General features: G+C 43.1%; 19 protein-coding genes. 13 read left to right on the top strand and 6 right to left on the bottom strand.

Annotated features, from left to right (window positions below):
- Positions 1-67: 67 nt before the first annotated feature.
- A complete protein-coding gene (locus ACFQ3J_RS07850; RefSeq protein WP_251583895.1) occupies positions 68-901 on the bottom strand; it encodes an AraC family transcriptional regulator in 834 nt (277 codons plus the stop codon).
- Between the two features lie 159 nt (positions 902-1,060).
- On the opposite strand from ACFQ3J_RS07850, the gene ACFQ3J_RS07845 reads away from it, so the two are divergent.
- From ACFQ3J_RS07845 to ACFQ3J_RS07815, 7 genes are all read left to right on the top strand, one after another.
- Positions 1,061-2,458: a family 4 glycosyl hydrolase gene (locus tag ACFQ3J_RS07845; protein ID WP_251583896.1), complete on the top strand. Its 1,398-nt coding sequence runs from the start codon at positions 1,061-1,063 to the stop codon at positions 2,456-2,458.
- 222 nt (positions 2,459-2,680) lie between these two features.
- Entirely contained in the window at positions 2,681-3,949 is a 1,269-nt protein-coding gene (locus tag ACFQ3J_RS07840; RefSeq protein WP_379292536.1) for an MFS transporter, read from the top strand.
- Positions 3,950-4,241: 292 nt separating this feature from the next.
- The gene (locus ACFQ3J_RS07835; protein WP_251583898.1) at positions 4,242-4,952 is read left to right on the top strand and encodes an alpha/beta hydrolase; all 711 of its coding nucleotides are present in this window, start codon (positions 4,242-4,244) and stop codon (positions 4,950-4,952) included.
- A gap of 246 nt (positions 4,953-5,198) precedes the next feature.
- Positions 5,199-6,848, top strand: coding sequence for a catalase (locus ACFQ3J_RS07830; RefSeq protein WP_091156078.1), 1,650 nt, complete (start codon positions 5,199-5,201; stop codon positions 6,846-6,848).
- A gap of 303 nt (positions 6,849-7,151) precedes the next feature.
- On the top strand, positions 7,152-8,060 hold the full coding sequence (locus tag ACFQ3J_RS07825) for an NAD(P)/FAD-dependent oxidoreductase (RefSeq protein WP_251583899.1): 909 nt from the start codon (positions 7,152-7,154) through the stop codon (positions 8,058-8,060).
- A gap of 72 nt (positions 8,061-8,132) precedes the next feature.
- Positions 8,133-8,531 (top strand): Rrf2 family transcriptional regulator, encoded by a 399-nt coding sequence (locus tag ACFQ3J_RS07820; protein WP_251583900.1) that lies wholly within the window; start codon positions 8,133-8,135, stop codon positions 8,529-8,531.
- A gap of 195 nt (positions 8,532-8,726) precedes the next feature.
- The gene (locus ACFQ3J_RS07815; RefSeq protein ID WP_251583901.1) at positions 8,727-9,467 is read left to right on the top strand and encodes a class I SAM-dependent methyltransferase; all 741 of its coding nucleotides are present in this window, start codon (positions 8,727-8,729) and stop codon (positions 9,465-9,467) included.
- 110 nt (positions 9,468-9,577) lie between these two features.
- Here the strand turns inward: ACFQ3J_RS07815 and ACFQ3J_RS07810 are convergent, their stop codons facing one another.
- Positions 9,578-10,207 (bottom strand): YfbR-like 5'-deoxynucleotidase, encoded by a 630-nt coding sequence (locus ACFQ3J_RS07810; RefSeq protein ID WP_091156087.1) that lies wholly within the window; start codon positions 10,205-10,207, stop codon positions 9,578-9,580.
- Positions 10,208-10,326: 119 nt separating this feature from the next.
- Positions 10,327-10,527 (bottom strand): hypothetical protein, encoded by a 201-nt coding sequence (locus ACFQ3J_RS07805; RefSeq protein WP_251583902.1) that lies wholly within the window; start codon positions 10,525-10,527, stop codon positions 10,327-10,329.
- Positions 10,528-10,952: 425 nt separating this feature from the next.
- Here ACFQ3J_RS07805 and ACFQ3J_RS07800 point away from each other — a divergent pair, with 425 nt between their 5' ends.
- The 3 genes from ACFQ3J_RS07800 to nspC all read left to right on the top strand — a co-directional run bounded on the left by ACFQ3J_RS07800 (position 10,953) and on the right by nspC (position 15,002).
- Positions 10,953-11,906: a phage baseplate protein gene (locus ACFQ3J_RS07800; RefSeq protein WP_379293281.1), complete on the top strand. Its 954-nt coding sequence runs from the start codon at positions 10,953-10,955 to the stop codon at positions 11,904-11,906.
- A gap of 728 nt (positions 11,907-12,634) precedes the next feature.
- The gene (locus ACFQ3J_RS07795; RefSeq protein ID WP_251583904.1) at positions 12,635-13,873 is read left to right on the top strand and encodes a saccharopine dehydrogenase family protein; all 1,239 of its coding nucleotides are present in this window, start codon (positions 12,635-12,637) and stop codon (positions 13,871-13,873) included.
- A gap of 1 nt (position 13,874) precedes the next feature.
- Positions 13,875-15,002 carry a carboxynorspermidine decarboxylase gene (gene nspC, locus ACFQ3J_RS07790; protein WP_251583905.1) on the top strand — a complete coding sequence of 376 codons (1,128 nt, stop codon included), beginning with the start codon at positions 13,875-13,877 and terminating at the stop codon, positions 15,000-15,002.
- 153 nt (positions 15,003-15,155) lie between these two features.
- Here the strand turns inward: nspC and ACFQ3J_RS07785 are convergent, their stop codons facing one another.
- Positions 15,156-15,296 carry a hypothetical protein gene (locus ACFQ3J_RS07785; protein WP_170862386.1) on the bottom strand — a complete coding sequence of 47 codons (141 nt, stop codon included), beginning with the start codon at positions 15,294-15,296 and terminating at the stop codon, positions 15,156-15,158.
- Between the two features lie 323 nt (positions 15,297-15,619).
- Here ACFQ3J_RS07785 and ACFQ3J_RS07780 point away from each other — a divergent pair, with 323 nt between their 5' ends.
- The 3 genes from ACFQ3J_RS07780 (at position 15,620) to ACFQ3J_RS07770 (ending at position 17,530) form a co-directional block, all read left to right on the top strand.
- Positions 15,620-15,775: a hypothetical protein gene (locus ACFQ3J_RS07780; protein WP_251583906.1), complete on the top strand. Its 156-nt coding sequence runs from the start codon at positions 15,620-15,622 to the stop codon at positions 15,773-15,775.
- A gap of 160 nt (positions 15,776-15,935) precedes the next feature.
- Positions 15,936-17,012, top strand: a complete 1,077-nt coding sequence (locus ACFQ3J_RS07775; RefSeq protein WP_251583907.1) for a glycosyltransferase — start codon at positions 15,936-15,938, stop codon at positions 17,010-17,012.
- Between the two features lie 17 nt (positions 17,013-17,029).
- Positions 17,030-17,530, top strand: a complete 501-nt coding sequence (locus ACFQ3J_RS07770; protein WP_091156097.1) for a PIG-L family deacetylase — start codon at positions 17,030-17,032, stop codon at positions 17,528-17,530.
- A gap of 105 nt (positions 17,531-17,635) precedes the next feature.
- Here ACFQ3J_RS07770 and ACFQ3J_RS07765 read toward each other — a convergent pair whose 3' ends face one another.
- Together ACFQ3J_RS07765 and ACFQ3J_RS07760 are read right to left on the bottom strand one after the other, a co-directional pair.
- Complete coding sequence (locus ACFQ3J_RS07765) at positions 17,636-18,367, bottom strand: glycosyltransferase (protein WP_285850287.1); 732 nt, start codon at positions 18,365-18,367, stop codon at positions 17,636-17,638.
- Positions 18,368-18,397: 30 nt separating this feature from the next.
- Entirely contained in the window at positions 18,398-19,411 is a 1,014-nt protein-coding gene (locus tag ACFQ3J_RS07760) for a glycosyltransferase family 4 protein (protein ID WP_091156101.1), read from the bottom strand.
- Positions 19,412-19,494: the final 83 nt, after the last annotated feature.

Genomic DNA, 19,494 nt, shown 5'->3' with positions numbered 1-19,494 from the left:
GAATCGATGCTTTTTACTTAAGTCATATCATAAATTCTTTGAATAGGATGAATGTCTAGCGCACACCTCAATCAAACTTGGAAGGCGGCACGTTATAATACTTCTTAAATGCCTTAGAGAAGCTGTATGGGTCTGGATACCCGAGCAAGCCAGCAATTTGCTGGATCGTATACTGCTTGCTGTACAGCAGCTCACGGGCACGATTCATTTTTAGCTGATAGATATAGAGCCCCGGCGTTATTCCCAATGCCTGTTTAAAATAGGAAATGAAGTACTTCTCCGACATGCCAGCCATCACCGCAAGTTCCCGTGCACGGAGCGGCTGATGCAAGTGTCCTTGAATGTAATCAAGCACAGGCTGAAGGGATTGTAGACTCATGTTTCTTTTGCGATCCGAAGCATGGTCAGCGAATTGGCCTACATATTCTCCTCTTTCATAACATTTCATGATCTTAGCGATTAAGATCGTAAGACATCCTTTTAAATGAATTCCTGACATCGAAGAGCCAAGCAGATGTTCTTCATATGCCTTCAAGAATAAGCTGATTTCCTCTGTGACAAGGGAGCTTGTCATAACACCTGCCAGTGGAAACTGGTCTAAGATCCGAAGCTGATCCCCCAAACCGAAGTCAAAATGTGTATATAGAAACCTGCAATTGTCTTTAAGATTCGAAGCGGTATAAGCTACCTTTGGATCAAACAGAATGAGATCTCCTGCTGAGGCCATATGCAGCTGATCGTTCGTGCGGATTTCAATCTGCCCCTCATGGAGGTACCATAAGTCATAATCGTGATGCTGCTTGGTCTCGATCCAACCACTCATATGATGAACTTCTCTGCAGGAATTAATTCGAAGCACGACATGCTCTGATAGATCTCTGAATATATTCAAGCTATTCATTTCAAGAGTCTCCCATACTTTTAGACATACCATCTTCCTCTCAATATATCATACGCGGACAACGGATTTAATGATCATACTAAATGACATGTTTAGCATACTCTGAGGCATTCAGAAATCTAATTCTCCATCCTACAATATAGATAATGAATGGAGGAGATGATCATTAGTATTCAACATCCAAAAGTCGTTGTGCTCGGAGCAGGAAGCTTGTTTTTTGGAAGGCAGGCCATCTGGCAAATGGTTCATTCTGAACATCTGAACAAAGGTACACTAGCCTTGGTTGATACGAATGAGGAACGCTTGAACAAGCTGGTTCAGCTCGCCAAAATGGTTGTCCAGACAAATAAGGCAGATCTGAAAATTGAGGGCTCCATTGACCGGAGGCAGGTGCTTAAGGGTGCAGACTTCGTCGTGCTCAGCTTTGCAGAAGATACCGTAAAATACCGGGGCCTGGACTGCGCGATCTCCGAGAAATATGGGATACGGATGTGCTCAGGAGACACCATAGGACCGGGCGGTATATTCCGGGCCATGCGTGAGCTGCCTGTCATTATGGAATGTGCGAGTGACATTGAAGAGCTCTGCCCAGAAGCATGGGTGATCAATTACATTAATCCTTCTGCCGTCCATGGCATTGCGTTAACAAGGTATGCGCCAAAGCTTAAGAGCTTTGCTCTATGCGATTCGCATCATATGCCTCACAAGAAGATCATTTATGCCGAGAGAGCAGGCATTATTAACAATAGAAGCGAGTATACAGCAGAGATCGACAATAAATTCGATCTGCGCATAGCTGGTGTAAACCACTTCACATGGCTGCTAAAGGCAGAATATGAAGGACGCAATGTACTGCCTGCTATTGCGGAATCATTGAAGCGATCGGCGGAGACAGAGACCGTTGGAGGAGACACAGGAGCCAAGGCGCTGTTTAATGACGCAATTAGTTACCAATTATATGATATTTTTGGATATGTTCCGACCTGTACCGCCCACACGAAGGAATATGTCCCTTACTATCAAGGTCTCGGTAAATTGAAGGATGCCATACCTCCACTATCCATTTGGGAAACAGAAGACCGCTACAAGCGACATGAGGAAATGTGGGAGCAGGTAGACCACTTCATAACCGGTAAAATACCGATTGAGCAGTATATGACTTCATTTGGTCCTGACCATGCAACCGATATTATTGAAAATATGGTTGGTGGATTAGGAAAGCCATTCTACATTAACACACTCAACAAGGGTGCGGTAACGAATATGAATGATGATGCTTTTCTAGAATTGTTGTGTGAAGTCGATATGAATGGAGTAAAGCCCCTTCCAGTAGGTGAGATGCCACGAGGCATTCGCGGCATGCAGGAGCTCGTACTGGATACCCATGAATTGACCGCTGAAGCTGTCATTGAAGGCAGCAGGGAGAAGCTTAGAAGAGCCATGCTTACGGATCCTTTGGTGAATTCGATTGCTGATGCTGACCAGATCATTATTGAACTGCTTGAGCTTGAAAAAGAGATGATTCCAGAGCATTGGTATACCCAAAGTTATGTATAATCTATCTTATGAAAATATGGGAACTAGCCGCTGAACACAGCGGCTTTTTTCTTTGTTAAACCATTTAGCTTACGAAAGAAAATGAGCACATAATGTACATGACTTCAGTCCATGTATCCGCAGGAAGGTTTGATTAAAATATCCACCAATTTAGGTTTGTATGCGCTATAATGACCTAGTGATCATTCTCTCAATTCATTACTTACATACTTGGAGGGCACCATGGCTTCAAATTCAATTCGCCAATTGACTGGCAACGCGAAGGGCTGTCTCATCTATGAACCGCTGTTTCTGATTCCGTACAGCATGTTTGTGACGTATAGCTCGATCTTCATGTACGAGCTGGGGGTAACGGAGGCAGGAATCGGCTGGATTACTTCCATTGGACTGCTCGTCCAGGTACTCTCTTCCTTCCTTAGCGGATACCTTACAGACCGGATGGGACGTAAGCGTGCCTTGCTCTATTTTGATGTGCTCAGCTGGAGTGTCGCAACACTGCTGTGGGCGGTCTCCCAAAACTTCTGGTTTTTCGTTATCGCTGCAATCGTGAATGGTTTTCAAAAGGTTCCTCATACCGCTTTTTACTGTCTGCTAGTAGAGGATACTGCTCCTAAACAAAGAACGTACGTATTTACTCTGCTGCAGCTAATTAGTGTGGTGGGGGGATTGTTCGCTCCGATTGGAGGATTGCTGGTCTATCATTTCTCGCTGGTACCGGGGGTTCGGATCATGTTCGTTCTGGCCTTCATCATGATGACCATTCAGTTTATCGGACGCCATTATGCGACGAAAGAGACAGAGATCGGCTGCCGTAAAATGAAGGAATCGAAGTCGATGAGCATCAGAGAAGGAATGTCTGACTACTTGTCCGTGATGAAAATAATGCTTCGCAGCCCTATGCTGCTGCTTATATTTGGCGTCTACATTCTATTTAACTTTCAAACGACAGTAAAGACGACCTATGTTTCTATCTTCATGGTTGAATATTTGCAGCTAGGGAGCGGCCTGATCTCTATCTTCCCTGCGTTCTCCTCAATCATCATGCTCATGTTCATGCGGTGGATTATGCCAAGCATCAACGAATCTCAGGTGAATCGCATCATGGTATGGGGATTTGTGATTTCTGTATTATCCAATGTCATCCTCGTTGTCGCACCAAAAGGGGACCTCATTATACTCAGTATTAGCACCATCGTTGCGGCGATTGGCACGATGAAGACTTATCCATATTTGGAGACCGCTGTGGCAAATGCAATTGATGATGATAACCGTGCTAAAATATTTGCTTTACTCCAGGTGCTCATCCTGATCGTCATATCACCTTCCGGGGTCATTGGCGGATGGGCATACGGAATTGATCCGCGAATCCCATTCCTGCTTGTGGCCGGAGCGTTCGTAATCAGTATCCCGCTGATGATGGTTTACACAAAGAAACAACATCAGGTTCAGCTTGCTTCAGGCTCAAATTCAATGACGAATGACAGCTTTTAGCTCATCTTCAAGAGTAACTATTTGCAACATCGGCCGCTACCAAGCGGCCTTTTTTAGGTTCATTTATTGACATGCCTGCTGCAGCGAAGAGATCCCAACACCTGTTAACTAGAGAGCATTTCTTTAAGCCGCCCTGAGCAGCAGGAAGCAATGAAGATAATGTTAGTCAACACACTTTTACATATTTGCGTGGTAAAATAAGGGAGTATGAATGAGATCCGTTATTAGGGAGGAACAAGAATGCGTGTAATAGAGTTTGATTATCCAGTGAAACAAGTTACCTACAAAACAGTTGGAGAGCCTGTACATATTTGAGCCTGAACATTCCAATGCTTCAGCTAAGAACAGAACGGTCATTCTGTTTTTTAATGGGGGAAGCTTCAAAAAGGGACCTTTGTCCCCGGCTCAATTTCAGAATCAAGCAAGGTATTTGGCTTCTCAAGGCGTCGTATCTGTCTGTGTTGATTATCGAAATGGTCATGATGAAGGTTTTACTCCGATCCAAGCGATCAGCGATGCAAAGACCGCAGTAGGATGGGTCAGAAGCAATGCAACGAAACTCGGCATAGATCCAAATCGGGTCGTCATGTGCGGCGCTTCCGCAGGTGGATATACTGCTGTATCATCCATTATGTTTGATGAGTTCAATGATGATAACAGTACGAATTATATCCCGAACGCACTGATTGTGTTCGCTGCCGGCATGGATGGAGTGGATATTATGGACCGATTATTTCCTCACTTGGCGGAGAGAGCGACTGATATGTCTCCCGTTCATCATATTAAGAAATGCCTGCCGCTTACCCTCTGGATGTGTGGAACTTCGGATGAACTTTACGAGCAAAATCTAATCTTCGTCGAGCAAATGAATAAGGCTGGAAATAACATTACTTTTCTTACCTATGAAGGCATGGGACATGGATTCTTTAATTATGGATGGCATGACAACAATCCCTACAACGATACGACATTAAAAATACAGCAGTTCTTGGCATCTTTGTAACCGACTCTTGAGGCTCATAAACCTTAATGGTTGCTTCACTAAACGTTCATGCTAATTTAATCAAATGCCTGATTAACGAAAATTTTCAATGTTTATACATTAAGGAGGGTAGATTCATCTTCTAATAAGTTATGAAATTGATTCTAGATGTGAAGGAATTATGCCCTGTGCAGAGAATTTAAAAAATGGAAGAAATATTCCATTGCAAGCCGCGAAAAGTACAAATTTTTGAAGGAGGTTTTCATTTTGGCAGAGAACAAAGACAAGCATGCATCAAACGAGCAAGATGTACAGCGTGAGACACTAACGACAAGACAAGGTCATCCAGTAAGGGATAATCAGAACATTCGTACAATCGGTAATCGTGGACCAGCCACACTTGAAAACTATCATTTCATTGAAAAAATTTCTCATTTTGACCGGGAAGAGGTACCTGAGCGTGTCGTGCATGCCAGAGGAACCGGAGCATTTGGATATTTCGAAACATACGGAAAAGTGGGAGATGAGCCAGTAGAGAAATACACTCGTGCCAAAGTATTCTCAGGCGCGGGTAAGAAAACGCCTCTGATGGTTAGATTCTCCACGGTCGCAGGGGCGAAGGACTCTCCAGAGACCGCGCGCGATCCCCGCGGATTTGCAGTTAAAATGTATACGGAAGACGGCAACTGGGATCTCGTGGGCAACAATCTAAAAATCTTCTTTATCCGGGATGCCATGAAATTCCCTGATATGATTCACGCTTTTAAGGCGGACCCTGCTTCTAACGTATCTCATCCTCAGCGGATGTTTGACTTTGTATCACGCTCGCCTGAAGCGACGCATATGATTACATTCCTGTTCTCTCCATGGGGTATACCGGCTACATATCGCCATATGCAAGGCTCAGGGGTTAATACTTATAAATGGGTCAATGAGAAAGGCGAGGCCGTGCTTGTAAAATATCACTGGGAGCCGAAACAAGGTATTCGTAACCTCACCCAGGAGGAAGCAGACTCTATACAAGCGAAGAACGTCGGACATGCGACTCAGGATTTGTATGAAGCCATTGAACGAGGCGATTATCCAGAATGGGAGCTGTTCGTACAGATTATGGAGGATGACTATCATCCTGAGCTGGATTTTGATCCGCTGGATGATACAAAGCTGTGGCCAGAAGATAAATTCCCATGGCTTCCGGTAGGTCGTATGGTGCTGGATCGTAATCCGGTTGATTTTCACGCGGAGATTGAACAAGCGGCATTCGGTACCGGTGTGCTGGTGGACGGAATGGATTTCTCAGACGATAAAATGCTGCAAGGCCGCACATTCTCCTACTCGGATACGCAGCGGTATCGCGTAGGAGCGAACTATCTTAAGCTTCCGGTAAACGCACCGAAAACGGAGGTTCGCACGAACCAGCATCGGGGTCAGATGGATATTCGAGATCCGAAGGAATCCGGAGACAACCCGCATATCAACTACGAGCCGTCCATGATTGGCGGGTATCAGGAAGCAAGCAGGGAAGGTCATCCTCAACACCGACCTACCTATAATGCAGCAGCCATGAGCGAGCCCATTGACCGCCCTAATAACTATGGTCAGGCAGGGGATACCTATCGCAGCTTTGAGGACTGGGAACGTGATGAATTGATCAAGAACCTGTCTGATGCTCTTGCTGTATGTGACCCTAGAATTCAAACGGCGATGATTGAACATTTCACACAGGCGGATGAAGACTATGGCCGCCGCGTGAGCGAAGGAATTGAGAAGAAGGTAGAAGAACTGCGCAAGATGGAACAGGAAGGCAAGCTTCCTGGCCGTGAATCGGGTTCTTCTAAATATGGCCAGGGCTCTCTGGCAGCGAACAAAGCAACCGAGGATGCCGTGAAGAAGAGCCATGAGGCGGATCCATATTGATCTGCAATGGAATGTACTGTTGACTAATTTTTGACATGAATAATTAAGCAATGGTTTTAGAAACGTCATTTCCCTATAAGGATTTAGGGAGGTGACGTTTTTATTTGTGATTCCTTCTTGTATTAAACCATAATTAGAGTTATTATAGACATATGATATCTATAATAACTTGACGCAAACAGACAGATAATAAAAAGCAGAAATAGCAATTTGCAACATGGAAGTAGTAACAGCAATACAAACTGTAACATAATATCATCTCTCGCGTTTCATAATTCGTAAGTTTGAAAGGGGATTAAATATATGACTTATGATTGCATTATCGTTGGTGGTGGCCCTGCAGGTTTAAATGCGGCACTTGTGTTAGGCCGAGCAAGAAAGAGCGTCTTGGTCATTGATGCAGAAGAGCCTCGTAACAGAGTCACCCGTCACTCTCATGGATTTCTTACCCGGGATGGAATCACCCCACATGAGTTCCGGCGTGTTGCCAAGGAGCAGATCGAGGCGTATCCCAATGTTACGTTTACCACAGATACAGCGATTTCTGCGGGTGGCGCAGATGGGGATTTTTCGATCACCACTGAAAAAGGAACCACGTATCATTCTAAAAAGCTGCTACTGGCTATTGGAAAGAGAGATCTCAAACTTCCAATCGATGGATTGGCCGAGGTGTATGGGAAGAGTGCTTTTGTCTGTCCTTACTGCGATGGCTGGGAACTCAGAGACCAGAAGCTTGTCGTTATCGTTAGTCATGACAAGGCTCTTCATATGGCAAAGACTTTATCCGGTTGGAGTCGAGATTTCACGATCTGTACGAATGGAGATGAGAAGCTGACGGAACAGGACAGGGAAGAGCTGAATAAACATAATATTTCAGTATTTGACACTCGTATCTCTGAGATTAAGTCGATTGGCGGGATGGTTGAGAGTGTTCATTTGGAGGATGGAACGATGATTCCATGTACCGGGATTTTCTTTGCCCCAGAACTCGGGATCGGCTCTGACCTTCCTCAGCTTCTGGACTGTGAATCATCCGAGGATGGAACGATTGTTGTAGATAAGTTTGGGAAGACGAGTGTGCCCGGAGTTTACAGTGCGGGAGATTCGGCAACTCAGATGTATCAGCTTATTATGGCTGCTTCGATGGGTTCCTTGGCAGCTGTAGGAATCAACTCGGAATTGCTGGCAGAAGCATGGGAGCAGTCTTGGTGAATTCTTGACGCTGTCTTTCCATAAAAGGTATTATGGTCTCATAAAATCTTTTATTGAGGCGATGATAAGCATATGAAATACTCCAAGGCAACGAATTACGCTTTGCATACCATGCTGTTTCTTGCAGCAGCAACTCCGGATAAGCCTGTCGGTGTACAGCAGCTGGCTGAGAGGCAGAATGTCTCTCCTACGTATTTGTCCAAGATCTTGACGAAGCTGGTCAAGGCCGGGATGATTGAATCAGTGTCAGGTGCGAATGGCGGATATAGTTTAAGACGCGGCTGGGAGGAAATCTCCTTCCTCGATATCATTCATGCGATAGAAGGAACAACATCCTTGTTCGAATGCAATTTGAATCATGGTTCCGAATGTATGATTCAGCAGGTCGTGCTTGAAGCTGAGGACAGAATGGAAGAACATCTGAGAAGACAGACCATATCCAGTCTTGCGAAGAAGCTGCAGGCACAATGATGACCGAAGTTCATTACTATATACAAACAGGATTTGGAACACAGTACGGTGAACATTGTACATGCTTTATAAGGTAGTCGGCACATGCAAGGCTTACTACCTTTGCTACATCAGCAACATCATATATACTCTTACATCACGCTTTATCATAGATATCATCTATCTATAAACACTTTAAATAAAGGAGAAGAATCAATGAGTAATGAATCTTCTGCGTGTCAAGTTCATGCAGGACCATATTATAAAGATATTGTTTCTTTCCTGCAGCCTGCAGAAGGAGAACGAATACTGGATGTAGGCTGCGGCAATGGGAGTTTAACCGCCAGAATTGCGGCTGCTGGTGCGATTCCGACGGGAATTGATGCTTCGGAGGAAATAGTAACGAAGGCTAGGCTAAAATATCCTAAACTGCAGCTATCGGTTGAAGATGCTCGGTATTACGTAACTGAAATTCCATATGACGCTGTATTTTCTCATGCAGTTCTGCACTGGATCAAGGACGCACCTGCAGTCACTAGCTCCATCTGGTCCGCACTTCGGCAGGGCGGCAGATTTGTAGCGGAATTTGCGGCAAGTGGCAATATCGCTATTATACTTACTGCGATCAGAGCAGAGCTTGAGCAGTTAGGATACGAGTGGGAGGGAAGAAATCCTTGGTATCATCCCACTATCGGTGAATATTCCAGCCTGCTGGAGCAGACGGGATTCAAGGTCATTTTTGCTCAGCACGCGGACAGCAAATCTCCGCTGAAAGGGGATAACGGCATTCGAAACTGGATGGATAACTTCTCTTCCTATTTATTTCAGGGGGTCTTGGCTGAACACCAAGCACTAATCTATGATGCCGTAGAGGATAGAGTACGGCCTGACCTATACAAGGATGGCAACTGGATGATTGACATCAGCAGACTGCGGATTGCAGCCATCAAGCAATAGATATTATTATGTGAGGATTTCGCATAAATCCTTTATGTATGAAAGTCGCGATTTCGCGGCTTTTTTCGTGCAAGAAATTTCTGAGAAGATGCTAATCCATGCATGAGGTCTTATTGAGCGAGGGCTTCTTTGGTGATTTGCTTGATATCGTAAGGGGAGGTCATGCACTCGTCGATAATATCGGGGAGGATCTGCTTCAGGAAGTAACGAACACAATGAAGGTCAATGTTCTTAATCTTGACAATCGCATTGCGATACATCGCAACAAATTCCTTCTCTGTATTGCCTCGCTGCAGTTCTACAAATGCTTCATAAACCTGATCCAGCTTGTCTGCCACCTCTAGAATAAGTCCTTCTACGGAATTGTCTTTGCCTTCACGAAGCTGTCTACGGAAGATGGATTTCAATTCCTCCGGAATATTCTCCTCGATAAAGTGCTGAACCATTCCTTCTTCTACTTGCTGCAGCATGGCGCGGAGCTCAAGAGAATAGTGTTTGACGGGTGTCTTAATATCTCCGATAAAGATCTCGCCATAGTCATGGCTGCTTGTAATTTCGTACAGCTTTTTCCAGTCAACCTGTACTCCGTGCTGTTCCTCAATGTCGGCTAAGGTCTTGGCATATTGTACTACCTTCCAGGAGTGTGCAGACACGCTGTGCTCTTCAAATTTAAACTTGCCGGGTGTCCGTATAATGCGCTCAAGATCGTTGAGTGTACGGAAGTAAGTGTGAATTCCCATGTGTCAAATCATCCTTTGTGTTATCAATGTGTGTACGTACAACCCAACAGTAACATCCATATGTCATCGCAGGATTATGCAGGGACTAGATTAATATTAAGTTAAGAGGACTTCGTGCCTTATTGTAAATATAGGATCAACTGCTGAGCGATGTCCATCGTGTTTAATTTCATCTTGATATCGGCCATCGTAATCGGTTTCGCGTGAAGCATCAGGTCATATCCGATAAGTTCATTCGATTCAATCGTAGCTCTACCTGCTACACGCAGTAATATTACACCAACTATAACTAGGAGTAGAGACTTCCATATCCAATCCATATACACACCTGCTTTCTATCTGCAAACCATATTATTTGTTAATGATGCTAACTTATTCAGCTGCGGGTATTTAAGAATTTTATAACAAGAGAGCATCACAAGGCTCCAATATTCTGGGCTTTTTCTTCGGATGATGCGTTCGATTATTATGGAAAGCCCGGCACGCAGGCCGATCTGTTAACCACTTTTTAATTCAATATAATTACACAAGTGAATCCTTCAAGAACAGCAGATTATTATTCCCTGCCAAAAATTTACATAAAACTGAATTTCGGAGAACATATTCAGAACATAGTTTAACTAGATAGCTATGATCCATAGCTTCAGGTGCACGGTCCGATCGATATCACTGGACGAGCTATCTTCACATTAAATGGAGGTGTACTATGTTCGAGTCGAAAGCGTATAAGAAGACCGAGGGACGAATGAAATTATGGGTATCTCTTGTTATTGCCTACATGATGTTCAGTATGGCAGTATTACCTGCACATGCTGCATCACCTCAGAAGACAGTCAATGCATCGGCCAAGCTAGCGTACAATCTTAAGGGACTGAAGCACAACGTCGTTGTACAAAAAGCTTATATTGCTGACAAGTACTTGTATGTAACTCAGCGTTCAAAAGGCACTTGTTATCTATCCAGATTGCTAATCGATGGCACAAACGCGAATTACGTGGACGAAATGACGGTTACGAACACCGGCCATTGTCAAACATTAGACATGTATACTTACAATGGGGAGAACTACTTCTATTTCAGCTCAAAAGCGGATTCCTCTACGTCCTACTATTGGTCACTGCAAGTCGCCAGACTCAAGTATTCTGCGGGAACCACAGTGGATTATACGGATCTGCGCCGGTTTACTTACATGAATTATGCAAATAAAACCGGTTCTAGACTGGGTGACACTTATCGTGTTGACGGCGGTGGCAACAGTACGCATACGTTCTTCCGTGTCCAGACCGCTGAAGGTACGGTGACATGGTCGATCTATGACACTGCCAAATTGAACCAGCTTCTAGACAGTAATGAGCAGGTGCGGATGGATAGTGCTGCAGCGGTAGGTGCATGTGTCAGCAGTTTTACTCAATCGGGCAGCGGTATTATTCGGCCCAATGGATCTTTTCAGGGAGCGGATATGCTGGGCAGTACCGAGATTTATACATCGGGTGGAGCTGAGGGAGATACACCTCAAATTGCCATGATATCGAGCACAGGCTCTTTCAAAACACTCGTAAACATAACAAACGTAGGAAACCACGAGATTGAAGGGGTCCAGACGAAGAACGGTAATGTCTATTTTACGATTGTTCCCGATCCGGTTAACAAGACAAATACACAAAAAGTGTATTACGTTCCAGACACCGTGTTTAACTGACAAACGCAAATTGTACAGACCATTCAATAGGATTTATATTTGGGGTCAGTATTATTATGGGCTTTTCTAATTCCTCATATGATTTTGCTTTTAATGCCTTAGATTCACGCCGCCGGGTTGTTATGTAATGAGCATAATTAAAAATCATATTTCTTTTTTTGAGAAAGGTCTTGAATTAGTTTATCACATCTGTTATTGTAGTCCTTGCGTGAAATGGAAAGCTAATTATCGTAACGGATCTTTCCAGCAGATAATTTTGACCACTCCTACGAATGGTAGGACGTTAAGGCCACACGGACAGCCGGGTCAAATGCCGATCGGCAACTTTCGTTGCCTTATTGATTGAGTTAAAAGCTCAAATTTTATAAGTTGGTTACTTTACAACCTGTGCATTGCACATCAACTTGTGAAACGGTCAATAAGAGTGGAAAAAGTAATTATTTGCTGACAGACTCTGATCCATTATTGATATACTCATAAATATGAATGAGCCTTCTCATGTTCATGTGACCATCCCGGATGGTTATGGAGTAATTATGCTTATTTAATATTTACGATATATCTTAAGCAAGTGTGATGCGCAATTATGCGATTTTTACACTTGCTTTTTTGTTTTGAGAAGCTATGATTACCATACTTTTCTTGCAGATTTCGCAAGTGGCATATATTCAGCTGATTTGGTTGTACTGAATACGGCTTGAAAATTTAATTTGTTAGGAGATATGAAAATGGGAAAAGCACTTATTATTGGCGCCGGCGGCGTAGCATCAGTAGCAGTTCACAAATGTGTTCAAAACAGTGAAGTATTCGAAGAAATTTGCATTGCGAGCCGTACAAAATCGAAATGCGATGAGCTCAAAGCAAAACTGGATGGCGGAAAAACAAAAATCACGACAGCTCAAGTCGATGCGAACAACGTAGATGAACTCATTGCACTAATTAACGAAGTTAAACCGGATATCGTAATGAACCTGGCTTTGCCATATCAAGACCTAACGATTATGGATGCATGTCTTGCAACGAAAACGAATTACATGGATACAGCAAACTACGAGCCGGAAGATACGGCGAAATTTGAATACAAATGGCAGTGGGATTACAAAGAGCGCTTTGAGCAAGCAGGAATTACTGCACTTCTCGGAAGCGGCTTTGATCCAGGCGTAACTGGCGTATTCTCTGCGTATGCCCTTAAGCATTACTTTGATGAAATTGAATATATCGATATTCTGGATTGCAACGGCGGCGACCATGGCTACCCATTCGCAACGAATTTCAACCCAGAGATCAATATCCGTGAAGTGTCTGCTAACGGAAGATATTGGGAAAATGGCGAGTGGATCGAGACTAAGCCTATGGAAATCAAACGCGTATACGACTTTGCTGAAGTGGGTGAGAAGGACATGTACCTTCTGTACCATGAAGAGCTTGAGTCCTTGGCGAAGAACATTCCTGGCTTGAAGCGCATTCGTTTCTTCATGACATTTGGTCAAAGCTACCTTACGCATCTGAAGGCTCTTGAGAATGTAGGCATGACTTCCATCGAACCGATCGAATTTGAAGGTCAGCAAATCATTCCGTTGCAGTTCCTGAAGGCTGTATTGCCAGACCCAGCTTCCCTTGGACCACGCACCGTGGGCAAGACGAACATCGGTTGTATCTTCAAAGGGAAAAAAGACGGCAAAGACAAGACTTACTATGTCTACAACATCTGTGATCACCAAGAATGCTACAAAGAAGTAGGCTCCCAAGCGATTTCTTACACAACGGGTGTTCCTGCCATGATCGGAGCAGCGATGGTGATGACAGGCAAATGGAATAAACCAGGCGTATACAATGTAGAAGAATTTAATCCAGATCCATTCATGGAAGAGTTGAACAAATGGGGACTTCCGTGGGTAGAAGACTTCAATCCGGTGCTTGTAGATGAATTGCCGGAAGAGACTAAGAAATCGGAGCTAGTTCGCTAAGATGAAGTTCGAGGAACTGCCTACACCTTGCTTTGTAGTCGATGAGGCACTCATCGAGCATAATTTGAAGATCCTGAATGGCGTAATGCAGCGCACAGGAGCCAAAGTTATACTTGCACAAAAAGCATTTTCCATGACTGCAATGTATCCCCTGATCGGAAAATATTTGAACGGTGCAACAGCCAGTGGTTTATATGAAGCACGTCTAGGCTATGAAGAAATGGGCAAAGAGAATCATGTCTTTGCTCCAGCCTACCGTGAGGATGAGATCGATGAAATTTTAGCGATTTGCGATCATATCATTTTCAACTCCTTCTCCCAGCTGGAGAAGTTCAAGGATAGAGCTTTGAAGGCCGGCCGACAGGTTGGACTTCGCATCAATCCGGAATGCTCTACACAGGAAGGTCACGAAATCTATGATCCATGCTCACCAGGTTCGAGATTCGGCGCGAAGCAGGAGGATTTCCGTGCAGAGCTGCTCGAAGGCGTGTCCGGTCTGCACTTCCATACACTATGTCAGCAGAACTCCGACGATTTGGAGACAACACTAAATGCAGTGGAAGAAAAGTTTGGACAGTGGCTGCCACAGATGAAATGGATTAATTTTGGCGGCGGACATCATATTACGAGAGAAGACTATGATATTCCAAGACTAGAGGCTTGCATTAAGAGAATGCAGGACAAATATGGCCTTGAGGTATATCTGGAGCCGGGAGAAGCGGTAGCCTTAAACGCGGGCTACTTGGTGACCTCGGTGCTTGATCTTCACAAGAATGGGATAGAAATTGCCATTCTTGACACATCGGCGACCTGTCATATGCCGGACGTACTCGAAATGCCTTACCGACCGCCACTGTATGGTTCCGGTGAACCGGCTGAGAAGCCATTCACCTATCGTCTTGGCGGGCAAACCTGCCTGTCAGGTGATGTCATTGGTGATTACTCCTTCGATCAGCCGCTGAAGAGTGGTGACCGCTTAGTATTTGGTGATATGGCGATCTACTCCATGGTCAAGACCAATACGTTTAATGGTATGCCATTGCCGGCTATTGCAGTTAAACGCAAAGACGGCGATTGTGAGGTCGTTCGCGAATTCGGCTATCAGGATTTCAAGACGAGACTTGCTTAAATCACTTATAAATTTATATGAAATTTTCTACAAAACAAAAAGCATTAACCCCATTAAATCATGAGGTTAATGCTTTTTGTTTTGTTTCTGTTATAAAAATAATCAGGAACTATCCCAGATAGACCCTGATCAATTGAGGAATAGTCAACTTAATTAAGAATAAAATCTTCTATGCTTGTTATGATGTTTGTTATGACGACGGTGTTTACATACGACAAGTGCTTTTTCACCAGGCTTCAGAACGACAACTTTTACTTTTTTTCTTTTAAGAAATTCTTTAGTCATTTCATTCATATTTTTCACCTCCTCCTTAAGTTAATAGAAGGATTCAAAATTACATTTTCAAATTAAGACCATTTGAAAGCTCTAACAATAATTACAAGCAGAATAAACAATACGAGAATGACAGCGAGGGTTTTGCAAGAACCATTATCATAAGAAGTTCCTTGAAATTATTATTAATCACGCACCTCCCATCCTGTATCATATTTGCATTATATGCATTATTCTGCTGCTTTGATTAAACTATTATCTACTTTTAATAGAATTATACAGATTCACTAGACCTTACAGAAAATCAAACAACATTTTAAGGGCTTCATAGCGATATTGCACCGGTGTCATATAGCCTAAAGTTCCATGAGCCGATCCATATTCAAAAAGCAGAAAGCAGAGTCGTTACCATTCTTCAGGACAGCATCCACATTACGATGAATGATTTCGATTTCGATGGTGAGTATTATGGAGACGAATCTGACGATTATGAAGAGTAGAATCGAGGGGCCTTCAGGAGGAGGGCTCTTCTTTTTTTGATGTGAAATAACTTGCAGATATTCAATAATTAGACGCTTTTCCGTGACCTATAATCTATTTACGCCATAGTATGTAGAATAGAGTTTGAGATTCTTACGTGAAGTGGAGAGGAGGGGAAGTATGGACAAGCAAGCTATTCGTTTGCTTATGATTATTGACAAATTTGAGGTAGGTGGAACTGAAACCTATGTCTCAGCTGTCGTTGAAGAAATGTTAAAGCGTAATCTTACCGTCTTTGTCGCAGGGAAAAAAGGAAGTTTACTGTCTAAATTTCAATCGATTGGCTGTACTACGTATACAAATATGAGAAACCCGTCAAGATTCGAGAGCTGGATCAGGAAACATAAGATCAATATTATCAATGCTCACCATGAAACGACAGGAGTACTCGGCAGCCGTCTCAGCAAGAAGCTAAAGATCCCCTTTGTCTTCACTATTCATGGAACCTATTATCCACGTTCCTTGATTAGCAGGGTAATGAAGGGATGTGATGAGCGCAGCGCTGTGGTTAGTGTCAGTCTACCCGTGAAAAAGTGGCTGGAAGAGAAAAATATATCCTCTATCGTTATACCGAACGGCATAAATACCACTCAATTCACATACCGAAAAAACAAGGAGCTGCTCAATAAACTGAATATTCCACAGAGATCAAAAGTACTGTTGTATGTGAGCCGATTGGAAGACGAGAAAGGGGACATCTGTAAATTGTTTGTTCGCGCGGCGCAGCGATACATGGATACAAGGGATAACGTACATGTTATTGTCGTTGGCGGAGGTCCGGATCTGAATTCAGTCAGGAAACAGGCGGCAAGAAAGCATGATCAGCGAATCCATGTTCTCGGAGAACGTCTTGATACTGCATCCTTATTTTCTATAAGTGATGTTGTTGTCGGTACTGGACGAGTAGCCCTTGAAGCGATGTCTTGTAAACGCCCGGTAATCGCAATTGGCAGCAAGGGGATCTTTGGCATTTTAAGACCGGAAAATTTCAAAGAGGCATGGAAATATTATTTCGGAGATCACAGAGCTAAACAAACCGTGCACAGCCGGAGAATCGAGCTTCTTATTGCAAGCGCGCTGCGCTCAAGTAAATCATCTGCTCAATTGGGAAAAGAAGGACGTAAGTTTGTTATTGCCAAGTTTAATATATCAGCTATTGTCGATAAACTGATGACTTTGTACAACTCAATTTTGTAATCACTGGAGGGGGAGAAATGATAGATAAGCTTATGATTGTCGCCCATCCGGATGATGAAATCATATTCGGAGGGGCTGCCCTGATCGCGGAAAAAGGCTGGAAAGTGATATGTGTAACAAACGGTCAACATCAAGTCCGCTCCCGGGAGTTTAAGCAAGTCATGAAAGATATCGGAGCTGAGTTTGAAATGTGGGACTATAGAGATAGATGGGGAGGCGGTTTTGACCGCAAAGCACTAAAGAAAGACATCCTAAAAGTAATTAGGGCCAATCCTCAAATAAATATGATTGTTACTCATAACAAAAGGGGGGAATACGGCCACACACAGCATCAAGCTCTGCATGAAGTTGTAAAAGACATTGCACAGGAGAAGCTATATATTTTTAAGCGTTCTGAACAAAAACTCGATAAAGAAGTGTTAAAGAAGAAATACAAACTGTTAAAACGATATAAGAGTCAGGACATTGGCTGGTTGAAAAAATATATTGAATATGAAAGTGTTCGAAAACATCGATAACAAATGCCTTGCCTATCCTTTTTAGACATCTTATGTATCAAGGCTGCTTATCGAATGATGAATGATATGCAGCCTGACACGTGCACATTCTATTTTTATTTGATTCTATGACCACTTTAATCTAGTTCTTGGTTTCATACTGTTCGTCTCAAGTCTGGTTCCGTCATCAGAGAAATAAACGGTTGTTGGCTGTATGAAATCTTCGGTATAAACAATCAATTTACATTGTTTCATATAATCTTCCGTCTCTTTTTTTTGGGTGTGGGATTGGATATCCGTTCTGCGGATACAAACATAATTTTCTTTTGAAACGCAGTAAACTCTGTACCCGGCTTCATAGCACGCCTTCAACCATTTGGCATCAGATCCTCCGATTGTATTCTCTGGAAACTTTATATGTTTCCAGACCTTTTTACGAAAGAATAAAGTCCCACCTTTAACCCTTGACCCTTCTACATTTTCTTTCCCTGGGCGATATTCCATGAGTGCTTTTTTCTCTTCAAAATATAGATAAGTGGTATGCTTGCCAACAATCGGCGCTTTTTTGGCCTTTAGGGCAAGGATTGATTCTTTCATATAATGGGCGCCATAATAGTCATCGTCATCGAATTTGGCTATAAAGGAACCCTTGGCCCGTGCAATAGCCCAGTTAAGGCATTTACCCAATGTGTATTTTTCCGGCAGCTTGTAGACTCTCACATTTTCATAATTTTTGGCTTTCTCTCTCCATTTTTTGAGGCTCATTTTGTTGTTATTCAGGATAATAATCATTTCCTTGTTCGGCCATTCCTGCCTTTCATAATTCGAGAAAATGTTGTCCATACACTCAGGTCTCATCGTACATGCAATGATGGAAGCCATATTAAGTTACTCAACTCCTTTATCCAGGCTGTTCCTTCTCGTATTCCATGTTGAGTTCTTCTTAATTTTGTACTCCTTATTTGTTAGAACTTTTCTGTACAGCTTTAAAAAATTGGTCGCCATCACTTTATCTGAATAACGCTTAATAACATATTGACGGCAAGTTCTTGGTGTAGGAAATTTTCTTGCGCGGACTTTCCGGGACATTTCATTTACATCATTACATAATAACTGTGGCAAGCCTCTTAGAACCTCAGGAACCGCTCCTGCTTTAAAACCGAGCACTGGAGTACCGCAGGCCAAAGCTTCGATAAGAACCAGACCAAAGGGTTCATTCCAAGTAGATGTGAATAATACACAGCTAGCCTCGGATAACAATTTCATCTTCTCTGTGCCGCCTACAGGTCCTACATATCTGATTTTGTCATTTAAGTGAGGCTTGATTTTCTCGTTGAAATATTGCTCATACTTTGGTTTATTGTTAAATGTTCCAGCAATAATAAGCTCTTTTCCTGTTTTTTGTGCGACTTCTACAGCTAGGTGAACTCCTTTTTCGCTCATGATTCTTCCTAGAAAAAGCAGATAACCCTTTTTCTTTTGCTTATAAGGGTAGTCGCTGACACGTATCCCGTTATGCACGAAGTATCCTTTTTTGTTTTTGTCCCTTATCTTTTTGCTGACGAATACGGGGATCTGGGTTCCTTTTGCTTTCTTAGAATGAGAATTTCGAATGGTGGGGATCGGAGGATTGGCTCTTGCTACAATTCCGTAATGATCATGGATAATATCAACATCGGAAGGAATATTTTGGATTATAAAATCCAATTGTTCATCCTTATCATCCGTAGGATACTCGAATGTCTTCGTTGCACGGCACTTCGATCCTTTTTTGGCAAACAGAATGACTTCATGGCCCCTTCGAATTAACTCTTCTGTAAGGTAATGAATATCTCGCTGTGTACCGCCGTAATCTTCGGGTGGGACGGGCAGGGAATTTGTTGATACTTGAACGATCTTCAAAGTATGAATTACCTCCTCAAATAACTCAAAATTTTCTTTTCACTATCTTATGCGGATAAATTAGGGATGGAATGGGCCCCTTA

It is taken from the genome of Paenibacillus provencensis, assembly GCF_042678545.1.
In the GTDB taxonomy this organism is placed as follows: Bacteria; Bacillota; Bacilli; order Paenibacillales; family Paenibacillaceae; genus Paenibacillus; species Paenibacillus provencensis.
Note: the sequence above shows the minus strand (reverse complement) of the source record. Positions and strands in the feature narration are given on the sequence as shown.